We start from the raw sequence: 14,103 nt of genomic DNA, 5'->3' as shown, positions 1-14,103 counted from the left end.
CTTGACTGCCCGTTTTTTTCACTGAGCTCGCTCCCAAATCGATTTACCGATCACCAGCGAAGCTGTGGCTGCCGGGGATGGGGCATTGCACACATGCAAGGAACGTTTGCCGCGGATCAGCTGGAAATCATCCACCAGCCTCCCATCACGCTGCAAGGCCTGTGCCCGGACACCTGCCGGGGCTGCTTCCAGATCATCTGCCTCGATATCCGGGATGAGCTCTTGAAGGCTTTTGACAAATCGGCTCTTGAAGAATGACCGTAAGTATTCCGCCGCTCCTTGGCGATAATATTTGCCGGCAAGCTTCCAAAATCCAGGAAAGCGCATCGTGTCAGCTGCATCTCTCCATCCGACATCCGTCTTCCGGTACGCTTCCCGCTTGAAGCCAAGGACAGCATTGGGCCCTGCCTCCACTCCCCCGCCGATCATCCGCGTGAAATGGACGCCAAGGAAAGGGAAGGCTGGATCCGGAACCGGATAAATCAGGTGTTTGACATAGTGTCTCGCTTGCGGTTTAAGCTCATAATACTCCCCGCGGAACGGAACAATCTTCGTATCGGTCAACAGACCCGCAGCCTTTGCGATTCGATCACTATGAAGGCCGGCACAGTTAATCACATATCCCGCTTGAATCGGATCTGTGTTTGTATCGATGACTGCTTTGTTCAGCCTCTCCTCTATCTTTACCACTTCACACCCAAGCTTGATTATACCGCCCTTTGATCGTATCCTTTCTGCCAGTACCCGGCATACTTGCTTATAATTGACGATACCGGCCTGAGGAACACGGATGGCAGCCAGTCCGTTCGCATAGGGTTCGATTTGCTGCAGCTGCCTTGCATCGATTTTCTCGATTGCCAGACCATTTGCCATCCCTCTGCGATAAAGCTGATCCAATTGCTTCAGCTCTTCTTCTTTGGTTGCGACAATCACTTTTCCGCATTGCTCCACGTCTATGCCTGCTTCCCGGCAGAAGGCAAGCATGCTTTCGTTCCCTTGCTTTGCAAATGCAGCCTTGAAGCTGCCAGGTTTATAATAGATACCGGAATGAATGACGCCGCTGTTGTGACCTGTCTGATGCAAGGCCAGCTCCGGCTCTTTCTCCAGAATGATTATCCTTTTATCGGATGCGTCTTGCAAAATGGCGTATGCGGTGGCCAAACCAACGATGCCGCCGCCAACAATAGCTATGTCATACATCTGTATCGCCCCTTTTTCAGCTGTCAGGGGTCAGCTTCTTCTCGACATTCCGCAGATGAATCAAACACTGCAGACGCGCGAGCTCTGCTTCCCCTGCTTGGATGGCTTCAAAGATTTTCTCATGTTCCTCATAGATGATCCGCCTATTTCGGATAAGATCCTGTTTCTCTTCAAAAGACAAAGCCAATGCTTTCTTATAAACCGTGTCCAAATTGGCAAAGGTTTGGATCATGACCGGATTATGCGTCGCTTTCATGACTGCAAGATGGAAAGCAAAATCCGCATCCCGCCCTTTATGGGACCCAGCATCATCGGCATCCTTCAATAAATCAAGCGCCGAACGCATCTCATCCAATTCTTTTTCCGTCTTGCGCTCTGCTGCCAGCATGGCTGCTTCCGGCTCCAGGATCTTCCTCATTTCAAAAAGATAACGGAAACTGGCAAGGTTCGATTCATCCACCATCACTTGGTGAAAGAATTCACCATGAAACGCCTGCTCCACGTATGTGCCGCCGCCTTGTTTCGATGTGACGGCCCCCTGCGCCTTCAATTCGCTCAACGCTTCCCGGATCGAAGCACGGCTGACGCCATACTTTTCACATAGCTTCTTCTCCGTCGGTAGCTTCTGTCCTGGTTTGATATCCCCCTCTACGATTTGTTCCAATATCTCGGCAGCAATCCGATGCGCCACTTTCTCCTTTTTCACGACTTATTCTTCTTCTCCTTTTTGTCTGACAAGTACCAACCTATAAAAATTACAAAAGGCAATTCTTCTGGATGGGAGTTAATTCATTGAACGTTGATATAACTAGCTTTTTATGAGTCTCTCATTATTTTATCATTCCAATTTCATTCGGCAAGGTTTTTTTGCCTTACAAATTTATCTTGCCAACTCCCGTCTTTTGCGTTTACAATCACATTAGCGAAGGGGGTACGTGTATGGAAAACGAAAACAAATCGTTGGCGCCCGCCAGTCCTACTCCTCCGAAAACCTTCGGCCAGAAACTCCGTAATGTCGGACCTGGCTTCGTCACCGCAGCAACGGGCGTCGGAACAGGCGATCTCATCGCCGCCCTGGTAGCCGGATCAGGATTTGGCATGATGCTCGGCTGGGCAATCATATTAGGTTCCATCATCAAATATTTCCTCACCGAGGGAGTCGGCAGATGGCATCTCGCTACTGGCAAGACCATCCTGCAAGGCTGGCATTCCTTGGGTAAATGGGCAACCGGTTATTTCGGCGCCTACGCAATCATCTGGGGCATCCTCTATGGTGCGGCAGCAGGATCCACGAGCGCATTGATGATGCGGTCGATGTTTCCGATCATGCCGCTTTGGGCATGGGCTATCATTCATCTTCTCGCAGGATTTGCCTTGATCTGGACAGGTAAATACATGCTGTTCGAGAGAGTGATGCTCGTCTTCATCGGCATCATGTTCGTCACTGTGGTAGGAACCGCAGTCATTTTGCTTCCTGATATCGGAAACATCATTCAGGGCATCGTCATACCGAAGATGGATCCCGGGAGCTTCTTGCTCGTCATGGGTCTGATAGGCGGAGTCGGGGGTACAATCACGATGGCTTCCTACGGCTACTGGCTGCAGGAGAAGAAATGGAAAGGGAAGGCTTGGATCGCGATGATGCGCGTCGATAACAGCGTCGCCTATATCATGACTGCCATCTTCACCTTATCCTTGATGGTCATCGGTGCCGAGTTCCTGCACAGCTCCAATATCCAGATCGAGGGGGAAGAAGGCTTGATCACACTGTCTGGCATGCTCGGGGAAGAGTTCAATGGAATCGTTTCCTGGATGTTCATGCTTGGTGCATGGTCGGCTGCTTTTTCTTCTCTGCTTGGCGTGTGGAATGGTGTTCCGTATTTGTTTGCAGATTTCATCCGTACCATCCGAAAAAAAGGGCAGGCAGATGTCAAACCTGTTTCCGAGAAGGATCCTGCCTATCGTTTTTATCTTTTTTGGCTTACCTTCCCGCCGATGCTTTTATTGTTTTTCGGCAAACCAGTAGGACTCGTCCTGCTTCAAGGAGCGCTGGGTGCATTGCTCATGCCGTTCCTCGCCATAACACTCATATGGCTGCTCAACTCGAAGCGCGTCGAACCGGATTACAGGAATGGCTGGATCACAAATGGCGTTTTGGGAATCAGTATTTTGTTATTCGGTGCATTGATGGTCAACGAATTAATCAATTTATTCTGATCTACCGGGGAGGGCGACCACATGCCTCCCTTTCTTTGTGAGGAAAGTTGACATGATTCTATTATTCTATGCTATTATTACTCTAATGTATTCATAATCTTACAACGTGGGGGTACAACATGAAGCGTTTTAAAATTGGACTAGCCTACCAGATTTTAATTGGTTTGGTGCTGGGTGTCATTGTTGGTGCAATCTTCTATGGCAGCGAAACTGCCGTTACTATTCTTCAGCCTTTAGGCGATTTATTCTTACGTGCGATTAAAATGATCGTCATCCCGATTGTCATCGCATCCATCATTGTCGGTGTTGCCGGAACAGGCGATGGTAAATCAGTTGGGAGACTTGGTTTTAAAACCCTTATCTACTTCGAGATCGTCACTGTCATTGCATTGGTTATCGGTCTTGCCTTCGCCAACGTCTTTCAGCCCGGGGAAGGTATCAACCGTTCCGAGCTGGAAACAACAAGTATTTCACAATATGAAGAAACTGCTGAGACACAAGAAGATAGAACCATCGTGGACACACTCCTCGAAATCATTCCGACGAATGTCTTCCAGGCGATCGGCGAGGGTGACATGCTTGCCATCGTATTCTTCTCCGCTCTATTCGGGCTCGGAGTAGCAGCGATCGGACAAAAAGGACAGCCTGTCCTGAACTTCTTCGAGGGTGTCAGCCAGACGATGTTCTGGGTGACGAACCTTGTCATGAAACTAGCTCCAATCGGTGTATTCGGACTTATCGGTGTAACAGTTTCAAAATTCGGTATTTCATCTTTGATCCCATTAGGCAAACTAGCACTGGTCACCTATGGTGCGATGGCGTTCTTCATCCTGGTCATCTTCGCCATCATTGCCAAGATCGTCGGCATCAATTTGTTCAAGATGCTGAAAGTACTGAAAGATGAACTATTGCTCGCTTTCTCCACTTCCAGTGGTGAAACGGTACTGCCCCGGGTAATGTATAAAATGGAGCGCATGGGTGCTCCGAAATCCATTGTTTCGTTCGTCTTGCCTACCGGTTATACATTCAACCTGGATGGATCAACGATGTACCAGGCTCTTGCTTCCCTATTCATCGCGCAGATGTATGGTATCGATCTGTCCATCTGGCAGCAGCTTGGAATCATGGCCTTGCTGATTGTTACATCCAAAGGTATCGCAGCAGTACCTGGAACAAGCTTTGTTGTATTGCTTGCGACATTGAGCTCCGTGGGATTGCCAGTTGAAGGCCTTGCTTTCATCGCCGGTATCGATCGTATCCTTGATATGGGACGTACTGTCGTAAACGTTGTAGGTAACAGCTTGGCTGTCATCGTCGTTTCCAAATGGGAAGGCAAATTCAATCTTAATGAAGACTATCTGAACAATGGCGGTTCAGAAGAAGTGAAAGTAGGCTGAGGTTATTCCTCGCCTACTTTTTTTATATCCATATGATCCTGAAAGGACTGCCGCCTTCGATATAATTCAAAAGCGGCACATCTTCCGGTATGACTTGCCCGATGACATTGACTTTATCGTCTTGCGGCAATGTTCTCCTGGTGATTTGGATTTCACCTTTGTAACGCATATACAGGTCGTTATCGATCGTAATGGCCCCTTTGTTTCGATCGATACAGTTGAAAGGTGGAATGGATGCCTCTTCGAACATCCCGCTCATCCTGGATTCCTCCGAACGAATGACATCCCGTGCCAGATCCGGACGGTTATGTGTCCCCTTTTCCAGCAGCTCATGTGCCTCCGTCCTGTCGCCAAACGCTTTGGCACGCAGGGTGATGATAGTGCCTGCTTCCTTCAGCTGTTCCAATGTTTCATCTGTCACATCGGGATCCCCGATGAGGATTTTGTCCACGTGATAAGCTTTCAGTTCGGTAAACGCAGCAAATGTGCCATAGGCCCGATGCCGCTCCAGCGTCGGCAATCCTTGATAAAGCGGTCCCCGCAGGTTGCGGTCTCCAGGTATGAACGCCTGCACTTTTAAGCCATACGATTGGAAAAGCATATTCTTTGCCAGAAAGTCACTGTGCGCAAGCCCTGTTTCAGGCCGGGGATAGAAGTTATGCCACACCTCGGTATTGGCGGTGTGAAGGCCTCCAGAAAGCAATTTCCCCAAATGATCCTCGGTAAGCGTACTGGCATTCAGTGCAACCTTCATCTTTTGCGACAGCCGGATGATGACAGCATCCTCGATACCATAATCGATCCGCAGACCCGTCACTCCCCAGTCCAATACCGTCTCGGCTTCATTCCAATCCAAACCCAGCTTTTCCATGGAAGCAGTCGAAATATCCGCTATCAATTCCATCTTCAAACCGGCAGCAATCGAACCCAAGAGCTGCAGATTCGTCCGATAAGCAGCGGCATCTTCCTCCGGGATGTGAAGGGATGTAAAGATGCTGCAGAAGCCAGCTTCGTGGAATCTCCTGATTTCCTCTTCCTTGATCCGATCCCGTAAATACACAGAAACACCTAACATCTTGCCCCTCCTATGTACAAAAAGGCGTCAGGGACGCCCCTTGGTTTTATATATCCTTTGCCATCTCTTCCTTGAACCCGAAGAAATAAGTAAACAGGAATCCAGCAATATAAGCGACAAAGATACCAATCAAGTACTGCAGATATTTCCCTTCTGCAATGAGCGGTGTCAAGGAAAGCCCGGACACACCGATGGCAGTGGCTCCTGTGGCAAACAATGCCTGCGTCGCTCCCCCTATGGCAGCACCGAGACAAGCCGTTACAAATGGACGTCCAAGCGGCAGGGTGACACCGTATAAAAGCGGTTCCCCGATTCCGAGGAAGCCTGCCGGCAAAGCACCCTTGATGATATTCCGCAGACGTTTATTGCGAGTTTTGACAAAAATGGCAATGGAAGCCCCGACCTGACCGCCTCCTGCCATCGCGAGGATGGGAAGCAAAGCAGTGAATGTGAATGTCTGGATGAGCTCCACATGAATCGGCGTCAAACCATGATGCAGCCCGACCATGACAAGCGGAAGGAAGAATCCGGCAAGTATTGCCCCCGCAACGACACCGCCGATATCCAGGACAGCGTTGATTCCGGTTGTAATTCCCTCTGACAGTACCCCGGCAACAGGCATGATGACGAGCAGAGATGCAATACCGACAAACAAAACAGTCAAGATAGGAGTAAAAATGATATCAATGCTGCCGGGCATGATTTTTCGTACGCGCTTCTCGATGAAACTCATCAGCCACGCCGCAAAGATGACGCCGAACAGTCCGCCCCGCCCCGGAACAAGCGCTTCCCCGAATAACGTGATATTCGCCAATGCCGGATTGAAAAGAATCATACCCGCGATGGCCCCCAGCACCGGGGAACCGCCGAATTCCTTCGCCGTATTCCAGCCCACAAGTATCGCCAGGAAGCTGAACAGACTGCCGCCGATCAGCTGCAGGATCTGGACGATGGCGAGTGTAGGATCTGCGCCGGCATTGACGGCAAAGCTGACACCGCCATTGATGATGCCAGAAGCAATCAAGCCAGGGATTAACGGGATGAAGATGTTGCCGATACGTCGCAGCAGGAACTTGATGGGTGTCTTATTCTTTTCCTTCATGTTCTCCCGCTTGATTTGCGCTTTCTCCTCGAATGTGAGATCATCGATTTCCGCTGCTTCTTCCCCTACCCCGAGCCCGGTGATGCGACTGATTTCATCAGAGACTTTATTGACAGTACCAGGACCGACCACAATCTGGATCGTATCATCCGCTACCACACCCATGACACCATCAATTCGTTTCAGCCCATCAAAATCGACCTGTGTCTCATCCTTCACATGCAAACGGACCCGTGTCATGCAGTGTGTCAAAGAAATGATGTTCTGTTCTCCGCCCACTTCGCGGAGAATGGCTTCTGCCATTTGGTTCATCTTCGCCATCTTTAGATTCCTCCCTTTTACGCTTTTATCGCTGTACGGACAAATCCTCCTGCATCATGCAGCTTCGCCTCGGCCTCCTCTTTCGGGACATCGAGCAATAACATGATAATCGCTGTTTTGACTTGACCATCTGCTTGCTCCAGGACTTTTTCAGCTGACGCATAATCCGCTCCGGTCGCTTCCATGATGATGCGTTTGGCACGCTCCCGGAGCTTGTCATTCGTCGGCTTCACATCTACCATTAGGTTCTTATATACTTTACCGACACCTACCATGCTGGCAGTGGAAATCATATTGAGCACAAGCTTCTGCGCTGTTCCGGCTTTCAGTCTTGTCGATCCTGTCAGTATTTCCGGACCGGTTTCTACCTCAATGCTGATCTTCGCATGCTTAGATATAGCCGCTCCTTTATTGCAAGCAATGCTGACTGTAGCCGCACCCACAGCCGCCGCATAATCCAGCGCCCCAATCACATATGGCGTCCTGCCGCTTGCAGCAATGCCAATTACGGTATCTTTTGCCGATAATCCGATTTCCTCCAGCTCTCTCGCCCCAAGCTCCGGATTATCTTCCGCTCCCTCCTTCGCCTTTCGGAATGCAGACATACCGCCTGCCAGCAAACCTTGCACCATCTCTTCCGGTGTGCTGAATGTGGGCGGACATTCGACCGCATCCAAAATTCCGAGTCTGCCGCTGGTCCCTGCGCCCGTATAGATAAGTCTGCCGCCAGCCTGGAAAGTCGCAATCACCTGCTGCACCGCAGCTTCGATTGCCGGCAGGGCTGCTTCCACCGCTTCGGGCACTGTCCTATCTTCCTTGTTCATCAGCTGAAGGACTTCCCTCGTAGAAAGCTGATCCAGCTGCATCGTGCTTTCGTTCCGCTTTTCTGTCGTTAATTTCTCCAGCATTTTGTCCCCTCACTTTTGCTCTGTTTGAAATGCTTGCTGAATCGCCTGCCGTGATTTTTCCAAAGCCTCGATCGTATGCTCATAGTCGCGTCCCGCCACTGCCGTATAGATGATATCCATCAAGTACATTTGGACAATCCGGGAGCTTGTGGCTGCACTGCGGATGCGCGCCTCTTTCGCCACTGTAAACAGCTGGATATCAGCCAGCTGCTGCAGCCAATTCGGCCCCAGCTTCGTCATCACGATGGTAGTTGCCCCTGCATCTCTGGCTCGCTGCAAAACCTGCAGCAATTGGCCGGTTTCCCCGGAATAGCTGATTGCAAAAGCTACATCCCCGAATGTGAGATTCGCAGCCGACGCCAATTGCTGATGCGCATCACTGTAGGCCGTACACCATTTACCGATCCGCCCGAATTTCTGCTCGCCATCCTGAGCCACGAGATAAGAGGCCCCGACTCCATAAAAATCGATCTTTCGCGCTCTCGATATCATAGTCACTGCCCTTTCAAGTGCCTTGGCATCATTCACTTGCATCGTCTGATCGATCGACTGGATATGCTTTTCTGCCATCGCTTCGATCAAATGTTCAACCGTATCGTTCGGCTCAATTTCATCAAACGCCTCTTTGCTAACGCTTTCATTTTGCAAATCTCCCGCAATCTTCAGCTTCAGTTCCCGGTATCCTGTCACACCTATCGATTTACAAAGACGGATAACGGCCGCCTCACTGGACCCGCTTTTCACTGCCAGCTCCTGCACCGAAAGCGTCACCACCTCAGCTGGATGGGCAAGTATGTAGCTTGCTGCGTTTTTTTCAGAAGGCTTGATCGAGGGCAAGCTTTCCCGAAGCAGTGTCAAACCGCCATTCACTGCCAAATCACCTGCTTTCGATATAAAATTTTAATTCATATTTAGATTATATTATTAAAATAAAATTTCATGAAGTGTTTCGTAAGAATAATTTACATATTTTTTCCTGGGAGCAGTTTGGTAAGAAACAAACATAGGTATGGAATGATATTTACATTAAATGGATTTATTGGATTCCATCATCATGGGCATATAGATTCATAAACATGCTTTATATCACTAAAAATGAGTATCTTTTTCCTGTTTATAACAGCATTTTCCATTTGTTATTATACTTATAGTAATATTAAAAATTACCGATAGTAGGTGTTTTCATGTCCTTACTGGCATCTTTAATGGCTGGCCGTGCTGATAAGTTAGAGCAGCTGTCACGTCTTCGTTACGTTAAATCCTCTATAGAATCCCTTCAAATTGACATGGTTCAGCATAGCAGAACCATTACTGAACCTGCACTTCCCTCCAATGCATGGAAAGGAAGTACAGCAGATAATTTTGACGAGAAACGTGATAAAGCCTTACGTTCTTTTAAGAAAATCTCTCAAAATGAAATGGACGAGGCAATTAGGTTGATCGATAACAAAATCGGTACGATTCAAACCAGTATTCATACTACTGATCTTAGAATAGAAAAAGAAAAGCAGCGTATCCAGAAAGAAAAGTGAAGGTGATTATTATCAAATGAGTGAAGAAATAAAAGTCGCCTATGAGGAGGCAAACAAACTAATAAGTAACATTCAAAGCAGTGCTGACAGCCTTGAATCAGATTTCCTACAATTATTTGCTGATAAGAATGAATTGAACGCAGTAAAGAAAGTAAGGGAATATAATGAAGCATTGATAAAAGTAACTGAGGCTTATAAACGGCTACTGACACAAAATAACGGAACAGCTCTAAAAGCAATTGAATCTTTCCGTACGATGGATGACTCTCTATCTAATTCGATAAAGGGAGTGGCCAAGTGAAACAATTACATAACCACTCTCTACATACTGACATTAATAAACTGCTGAACCAGTTAGACACAAAATTAGATCAAATGGACCAGCTGAGAAATGCTATAGTTGAACTTGTAAGTAACCAAGAGTCCTTCACTGGGGCAACAGGAAATTCCATCAGAATCTATTATCAAAATATCCACCTTCCTTTCATCTCTTTTTATTGTGTCTCGCTTGAAAACTATAAGTCCAGCCTTCGGAAACTCCGGGAAACTTCTTTAGACTTGGAAGAAGATAAAAATGGTGTAATAATGCAGAAATTTTTAGAAGGAGAATTGACAGATAGTCTGGACAGAACAAAAAGAAAAGCAATTGATTTAGTTGATGAAGCTAATAGTACTTTTAGTTCCATAAGTGATATAGTCCACATTAGTAATTTGAACGCGGACGACTTTACAAGCAGCATGGATGAAGCACAAAAGGCAACTGATGACACAATAGAGGATCTTTTCGACTTTGATTCCAAAAACAGTGAAGGTTTGGAAACTGTCGGAGACGACATTCAGTTGATGGAGCAGTATGTAGCTGAAATGGAGAGTATGGTTAAGGACGGTACGTTGAGTGTGGAGAATTATACGCCGATACAGTCAAATTTATCACTGGCACATTCAGTTATTATAAAATCGTTGGAATCGAGATCAGTAACAAATAAAAGTTTCTCTGCTGAAGCTCAATTGGAAGAGTTATTGCAGCTATAATTACCTCATGCTGATGCAAAAACAAACATCGAAAATTACACTATCTCTGCAGGTGCTAGTGCTTCAGTATTAAAATTTGAATTTAAACTCGAACCTTTTAATTTATTTGGATATGACGCTTTAGAAGAATGGTTTGGAGTTGAAGAGGAGATCCATATTTAGGTTTTGATTTAATAATTGGTGGAGCAGGTATTGGTGGCTCAGTAGGAACGGAAACCGGTTTCTTCATTGCAGGTGGAATTGGTTTTGGAGGAAAGATTGGTGTTGAACAAGATGAGGATTAAAAACTAAGGAGTTATCATTTATGAAATCAGATAAAAAAAAATTAATGAAGGCTACTCGTGCTGCTTTGTTAATTTACGCCCTTGTAATAGGAATATTAGGTACCGCAATGTTTGCCTCGTTTATTTTCTGGGTTGTACCAAAAGAAGATTTACCTAGAATTATTGAACCGTTATCTATAGCTGCAATCTTTCTCTACGGGACTTGTATAGCTGCAATATATATACGAAAAACAGCTTTTTCTAAGGAGAAGATTAATAATGAGTAATTCATATAAAGACTTACTACCCATTGGCACAGTCCTCAGACTTAATTCTGTTAAAAAACCACTAATGATATATGGGAGACATCAGATTCAGACTAAGTCAAAAATGATATTTGATTACATAGCAGTTCCCTATCCAGAGGGGAATTTGACAGATGATTTTAATGTTTTCTTTAATCGTGAACAGATTAAGGAAGTTCTGTTTAAAGGTTTTGAATCTCCAGCAGAATTAATGTTAAAAGAAAAAATCGAACATGACCTTACTGAAAGCAGAATGAAAAATGAAGATTAAACCATTAATTGTTTGTATAATCTTCACTATATTTCTCACAGCCTGCAGTGTCGGATTCACCACTTCATCTGGTGATGATGAATCTACCGAACAGCAACCGACTGTAGAAAATGTCGATACAGAAAAACTGATACCGTTAGGATCTGTTGTAAAGTTAAAGGGAGCGGAAAAGCCAGTAATGATTCATGGTTATGAGCAGCAGGAGTACGGCTCTGAGAAGCTCTATGATTATATATCCGTTCCGTATCCGGAAGGGCATATCAGACCTGATTACAGTATCTTTTTTAACAGGGAAGATATTGAAGAAGTTTTGCATGTTGGTTATGCAACATCAGAAGATGAAAAACTTCGAGAAGAAGCTGATAGCAGATTGAAAGAAAATTAGAATGCTTAAAAAGGGCATCTGTCTTCATGACAGATGCCCTCAAATCCTTATGTCCACCACATCGTCGTGGCAGGTTCATTGATCACGACATTTTTCAGATTATCGACTGCACGCTGGAAGCCTTCTTCAATCGACATCAATGAATCTTCATGCTCGATGCTGATGACGTAATCGTAGTCGTAAGTGCGCAGCGCACTGATCATTTTATTCCACTCTTCCAGTCCATGACCGAGTCCGACTGTCCGGAAGTTCCAAGCCCGCTCTTTGATATTGCTGTACGGCTGCATATCGGTCAGGCCGTACATATTGACATTTTCAGGGTCGATGTACGTATCCTTAGCATGGAAGTGATGGATGGCGCCAGCTTTTCCGAGTATCTTGATGGCAGCCGTCGGATCGATCCCCTGCCACCACATATGACTCGGATCGAAGTTCGCACCGATAGCATCACTTGTCAGCTCACGCAGCTTCAGCATGGTATAGGGTGTATGGACGAGAAAGCCGCCGTGCAATTCCAGTGCAATCTTTACCTGGTGCTCTTCGGCAAAAGAACCCAGCTCCTTCCAATAAGGAACGAGTTTCTTATCCCACTGCCAGTTCAACACATCCCCATATTCAGGCGGCCAGGCAGTGACCGGCCAGTTCGGCTTCGTAGCGCTCTCTTCGGAACCAGCCACTCCTGAAAAACAGTTTACAACCGGTACTCCCATTTTGGCAGCAAGCTTTATCGTCTTACGCAGAAGCCAATCCGATTCTTCCGCGAATGCCTTGTCAGGCGAAATCGGATTGCCGTGACAGCTGAAAGCTCCGATTGTAACGCCATATTTCTCGAACGTTTCGTGATATTTCTTCAATGCTCCTTCACTTTCCAGCAGTTCATCAATCGGGCAATGGGCATTGCCTGGATAGCCGCCGGTCCCGATTTCGACAGTATCCAATCCAGCTTGTTTGACACGTGCAAGCATATCTTCCAGGGACAGCTCCTGGAACAATACAGTAAAAACGCCTAATTTCATGCTTGTTCCCCCTTCTCTGCCAGCTCTGGTACAAGTGAAATCACTTTTTTATCGCTATTGGAATCCAACGCTGCCAAGATGACAGCCAGCGCCGAGCGTCCTCTTTCCGCTGTGATCGGACAATCGGAAGCATTATTCATTACGCAGCTGGCAAACGCGTCCACGACGCCGGAATTCGATTGTGTCTGGGCATCATTCGTCTGAATGGCGCCAAGGGAATGATTGCTCCTATCACCATTATGGTACTCGACAACCAGACTGTAGTCCGGACTATCCTCCAGTCGGATGACACCTTTTTCGCCATATATGATTGTCGAGTTATCCTCTTCGGCTACATACGACCAGCTGGCAGCCAGCGTTCCGATGATCCCTGATTTTGTACGCAGGACAGCCACTGCATTATCATCCACATCTGCGTATGGTTTTGCCAATGTATCGACAAATGCCGCCACTTCCTGGATCGGCTCATCGAGCAGGAATTCGATCAGATGGGATTTATGCACGCCAAGATCCCCAAGTGCGCCGATGTACGCTTTGTCTTTGTCGAAGAACCAGCTATTTTTCCCATCGATGCTCCATTGCTCCGGGCCTCCATGACCGAATGTCGTCCGGAAGCTGTAAATCTTCCCGAGCTCGCCAGCCTGAATCATCTTCCGCGCCTTCTGATGGGATGGGACAAAGCATTGATTATGAGCGATGAGCAGGAGCTTACCGCTTGCTTTTTGCGCTGCTATCATCTGATCTGCCTCCTCCAGTGTCGTTGCCATCGGCTTTTCGCAGAGGACATGCTTTCCTGCCTGCAAAGCAGCGATAGACACCGGCGCATGCAGATGGTTGGCCGCACAGACGATGACCGCATCGATACGCGGATCCTCGATCAGCTCTTCGTATTCGGTGTATGCTGTCGCTTGGTACGCTTTGGCGATTTCCTCCGACCTGCTCGGCACCACATCACAGACAGCGGTGATTTCGGTTTGCGGATTTTGCTCAAGCTCCGGCAAATGGCGATTGCGCGCGATACTTCCTAGTCCGACTACTCCTACACGTAAGGTTTTCATAAGGCAGCAGTACCTCCAAGT

The 14,103-nt window shown here is 47.2% G+C and carries 16 protein-coding genes; 8 read left to right on the top strand and 8 right to left on the bottom strand.

All coding sequences use genetic code 11. The features are described from left to right. Window positions 1–18: 18 nt before the first annotated feature. Both lhgO and CHH53_RS13840 read right to left on the bottom strand, forming a co-directional pair. On the bottom strand, window positions 19–1,200 hold the full coding sequence (lhgO, locus tag CHH53_RS13845) for an L-2-hydroxyglutarate oxidase (protein ID WP_095216724.1): 1,182 nt from the start codon (window positions 1,198–1,200) through the stop codon (window positions 19–21). A gap of 16 nt (window positions 1,201–1,216) precedes the next feature. Then, window positions 1,217–1,906, bottom strand: a complete 690-nt coding sequence (locus tag CHH53_RS13840) for a FadR/GntR family transcriptional regulator (RefSeq protein ID WP_095216723.1) — start codon at window positions 1,904–1,906, stop codon at window positions 1,217–1,219. A 233-nt stretch (window positions 1,907–2,139) separates the two neighbouring features. Between CHH53_RS13840 and CHH53_RS13835 the strand changes: the two genes are divergently transcribed. Both CHH53_RS13835 and CHH53_RS13830 read left to right on the top strand, forming a co-directional pair. After that, a complete protein-coding gene (locus CHH53_RS13835; RefSeq protein WP_095216722.1) occupies window positions 2,140–3,417 on the top strand; it encodes an Nramp family divalent metal transporter in 1,278 nt (425 codons plus the stop codon). 119 nt (window positions 3,418–3,536) lie between these two features. Further along, entirely contained in the window at window positions 3,537–4,814 is a 1,278-nt protein-coding gene (locus tag CHH53_RS13830; protein ID WP_095216721.1) for a cation:dicarboxylate symporter family transporter, read from the top strand. Window positions 4,815–4,836: 22 nt separating this feature from the next. Here the strand turns inward: CHH53_RS13830 and CHH53_RS13825 are convergent, their stop codons facing one another. From CHH53_RS13825 to CHH53_RS13810, 4 genes are read right to left on the bottom strand one after another with little or no spacing between them, the layout of a single operon-like run. Then, entirely contained in the window at window positions 4,837–5,889 is a 1,053-nt protein-coding gene (locus CHH53_RS13825; RefSeq protein WP_095216720.1) for a DUF871 domain-containing protein, read from the bottom strand. A gap of 46 nt (window positions 5,890–5,935) precedes the next feature. Next, a complete protein-coding gene (locus CHH53_RS13820; protein ID WP_095216719.1) occupies window positions 5,936–7,312 on the bottom strand; it encodes a PTS transporter subunit EIIC in 1,377 nt (458 codons plus the stop codon). A gap of 17 nt (window positions 7,313–7,329) precedes the next feature. Continuing rightward, window positions 7,330–8,220, bottom strand: coding sequence for an N-acetylmuramic acid 6-phosphate etherase (gene murQ, locus CHH53_RS13815; protein ID WP_095216718.1), 891 nt, complete (start codon window positions 8,218–8,220; stop codon window positions 7,330–7,332). Between the two features lie 9 nt (window positions 8,221–8,229). Then, window positions 8,230–9,090, bottom strand: a complete 861-nt coding sequence (locus tag CHH53_RS13810; protein ID WP_095216717.1) for a MurR/RpiR family transcriptional regulator — start codon at window positions 9,088–9,090, stop codon at window positions 8,230–8,232. 314 nt (window positions 9,091–9,404) lie between these two features. On the opposite strand from CHH53_RS13810, the gene CHH53_RS13805 reads away from it, so the two are divergent. The 6 genes from CHH53_RS13805 (at window position 9,405) to CHH53_RS13780 (ending at window position 12,008) form a co-directional block, all read left to right on the top strand. Beyond that, a complete protein-coding gene (locus CHH53_RS13805; protein WP_095216716.1) occupies window positions 9,405–9,752 on the top strand; it encodes a YwqH-like family protein in 348 nt (115 codons plus the stop codon). Window positions 9,753–9,768: 16 nt separating this feature from the next. After that, complete coding sequence (locus tag CHH53_RS13800; RefSeq protein WP_095216715.1) at window positions 9,769–10,053, top strand: DUF5344 family protein; 285 nt, start codon at window positions 9,769–9,771, stop codon at window positions 10,051–10,053. Continuing rightward, on the top strand, window positions 10,050–10,784 hold the full coding sequence (locus CHH53_RS13795) for an LXG domain-containing protein (protein WP_095216714.1): 735 nt from the start codon (window positions 10,050–10,052) through the stop codon (window positions 10,782–10,784). Before CHH53_RS13800 ends, CHH53_RS13795 begins: the two co-directional genes overlap by 4 nt. Window positions 10,785–11,088: 304 nt before the next feature. Continuing rightward, a complete protein-coding gene (locus tag CHH53_RS13790) occupies window positions 11,089–11,334 on the top strand; it encodes a hypothetical protein (RefSeq protein WP_095216713.1) in 246 nt (81 codons plus the stop codon). Then, entirely contained in the window at window positions 11,327–11,623 is a 297-nt protein-coding gene (locus CHH53_RS13785; RefSeq protein ID WP_095216712.1) for a DUF4176 domain-containing protein, read from the top strand. Before CHH53_RS13790 ends, CHH53_RS13785 begins: the two co-directional genes overlap by 8 nt. Next, window positions 11,613–12,008, top strand: a complete 396-nt coding sequence (locus CHH53_RS13780) for a DUF4176 domain-containing protein (RefSeq protein ID WP_095216711.1) — start codon at window positions 11,613–11,615, stop codon at window positions 12,006–12,008. The genes CHH53_RS13785 and CHH53_RS13780 overlap by 11 nt, the downstream gene beginning before the upstream one ends. Before the next feature lie 47 nt (window positions 12,009–12,055). Here the strand turns inward: CHH53_RS13780 and CHH53_RS13775 are convergent, their stop codons facing one another. After that, window positions 12,056–13,024, bottom strand: a complete 969-nt coding sequence (locus CHH53_RS13775; RefSeq protein WP_095216710.1) for a sugar phosphate isomerase/epimerase family protein — start codon at window positions 13,022–13,024, stop codon at window positions 12,056–12,058. Continuing rightward, complete coding sequence (locus CHH53_RS13770; protein WP_095216709.1) at window positions 13,021–14,082, bottom strand: Gfo/Idh/MocA family protein; 1,062 nt, start codon at window positions 14,080–14,082, stop codon at window positions 13,021–13,023. Before CHH53_RS13770 ends, CHH53_RS13775 begins: the two co-directional genes overlap by 4 nt. Window positions 14,083–14,103 lie beyond the last annotated feature (21 nt).

The organism is Terribacillus sp. 7520-G (genome assembly GCF_002271665.1).
Lineage (GTDB): Bacteria > Bacillota > Bacilli > Bacillales > Amphibacillaceae > Terribacillus.
This window is presented reverse-complemented; position numbering and strand designations above follow the sequence as displayed.

Excerpts from the sequence above, each read along its gene's own strand:
- CHH53_RS13830 (WP_095216721.1), top strand. The coding sequence starts at position 3,537 with ATGAAGCGTTTTAAAATTGGACTAGCCTACCAGATTTTAATTGGTTTG.
- CHH53_RS13820 (WP_095216719.1), bottom strand. The coding sequence starts at position 7,312 with ATGGCGAAGATGAACCAAATGGCAGAAGCCATTCTCCGCGAAGTGGGC.
- CHH53_RS13805 (WP_095216716.1), top strand. The coding sequence starts at position 9,405 with ATGTCCTTACTGGCATCTTTAATGGCTGGCCGTGCTGATAAGTTAGAG.
- CHH53_RS13790 (WP_095216713.1), top strand. The coding sequence starts at position 11,089 with ATGAAATCAGATAAAAAAAAATTAATGAAGGCTACTCGTGCTGCTTTG.
- CHH53_RS13770 (WP_095216709.1), bottom strand. The coding sequence starts at position 14,082 with ATGAAAACCTTACGTGTAGGAGTAGTCGGACTAGGAAGTATCGCGCGC.
- CHH53_RS13775 (WP_095216710.1), bottom strand. The coding sequence starts at position 13,024 with ATGAAATTAGGCGTTTTTACTGTATTGTTCCAGGAGCTGTCCCTGGAA.
- murQ (WP_095216718.1), bottom strand. The coding sequence starts at position 8,220 with ATGCTGGAGAAATTAACGACAGAAAAGCGGAACGAAAGCACGATGCAG.
- CHH53_RS13800 (WP_095216715.1), top strand. The coding sequence starts at position 9,769 with ATGAGTGAAGAAATAAAAGTCGCCTATGAGGAGGCAAACAAACTAATA.
- CHH53_RS13785 (WP_095216712.1), top strand. The coding sequence starts at position 11,327 with ATGAGTAATTCATATAAAGACTTACTACCCATTGGCACAGTCCTCAGA.
- lhgO (WP_095216724.1), bottom strand. The coding sequence starts at position 1,200 with ATGTATGACATAGCTATTGTTGGCGGCGGCATCGTTGGTTTGGCCACC.
- CHH53_RS13835 (WP_095216722.1), top strand. The coding sequence starts at position 2,140 with ATGGAAAACGAAAACAAATCGTTGGCGCCCGCCAGTCCTACTCCTCCG.
- CHH53_RS13780 (WP_095216711.1), top strand. The coding sequence starts at position 11,613 with ATGAAGATTAAACCATTAATTGTTTGTATAATCTTCACTATATTTCTC.
- CHH53_RS13825 (WP_095216720.1), bottom strand. The coding sequence starts at position 5,889 with ATGTTAGGTGTTTCTGTGTATTTACGGGATCGGATCAAGGAAGAGGAA.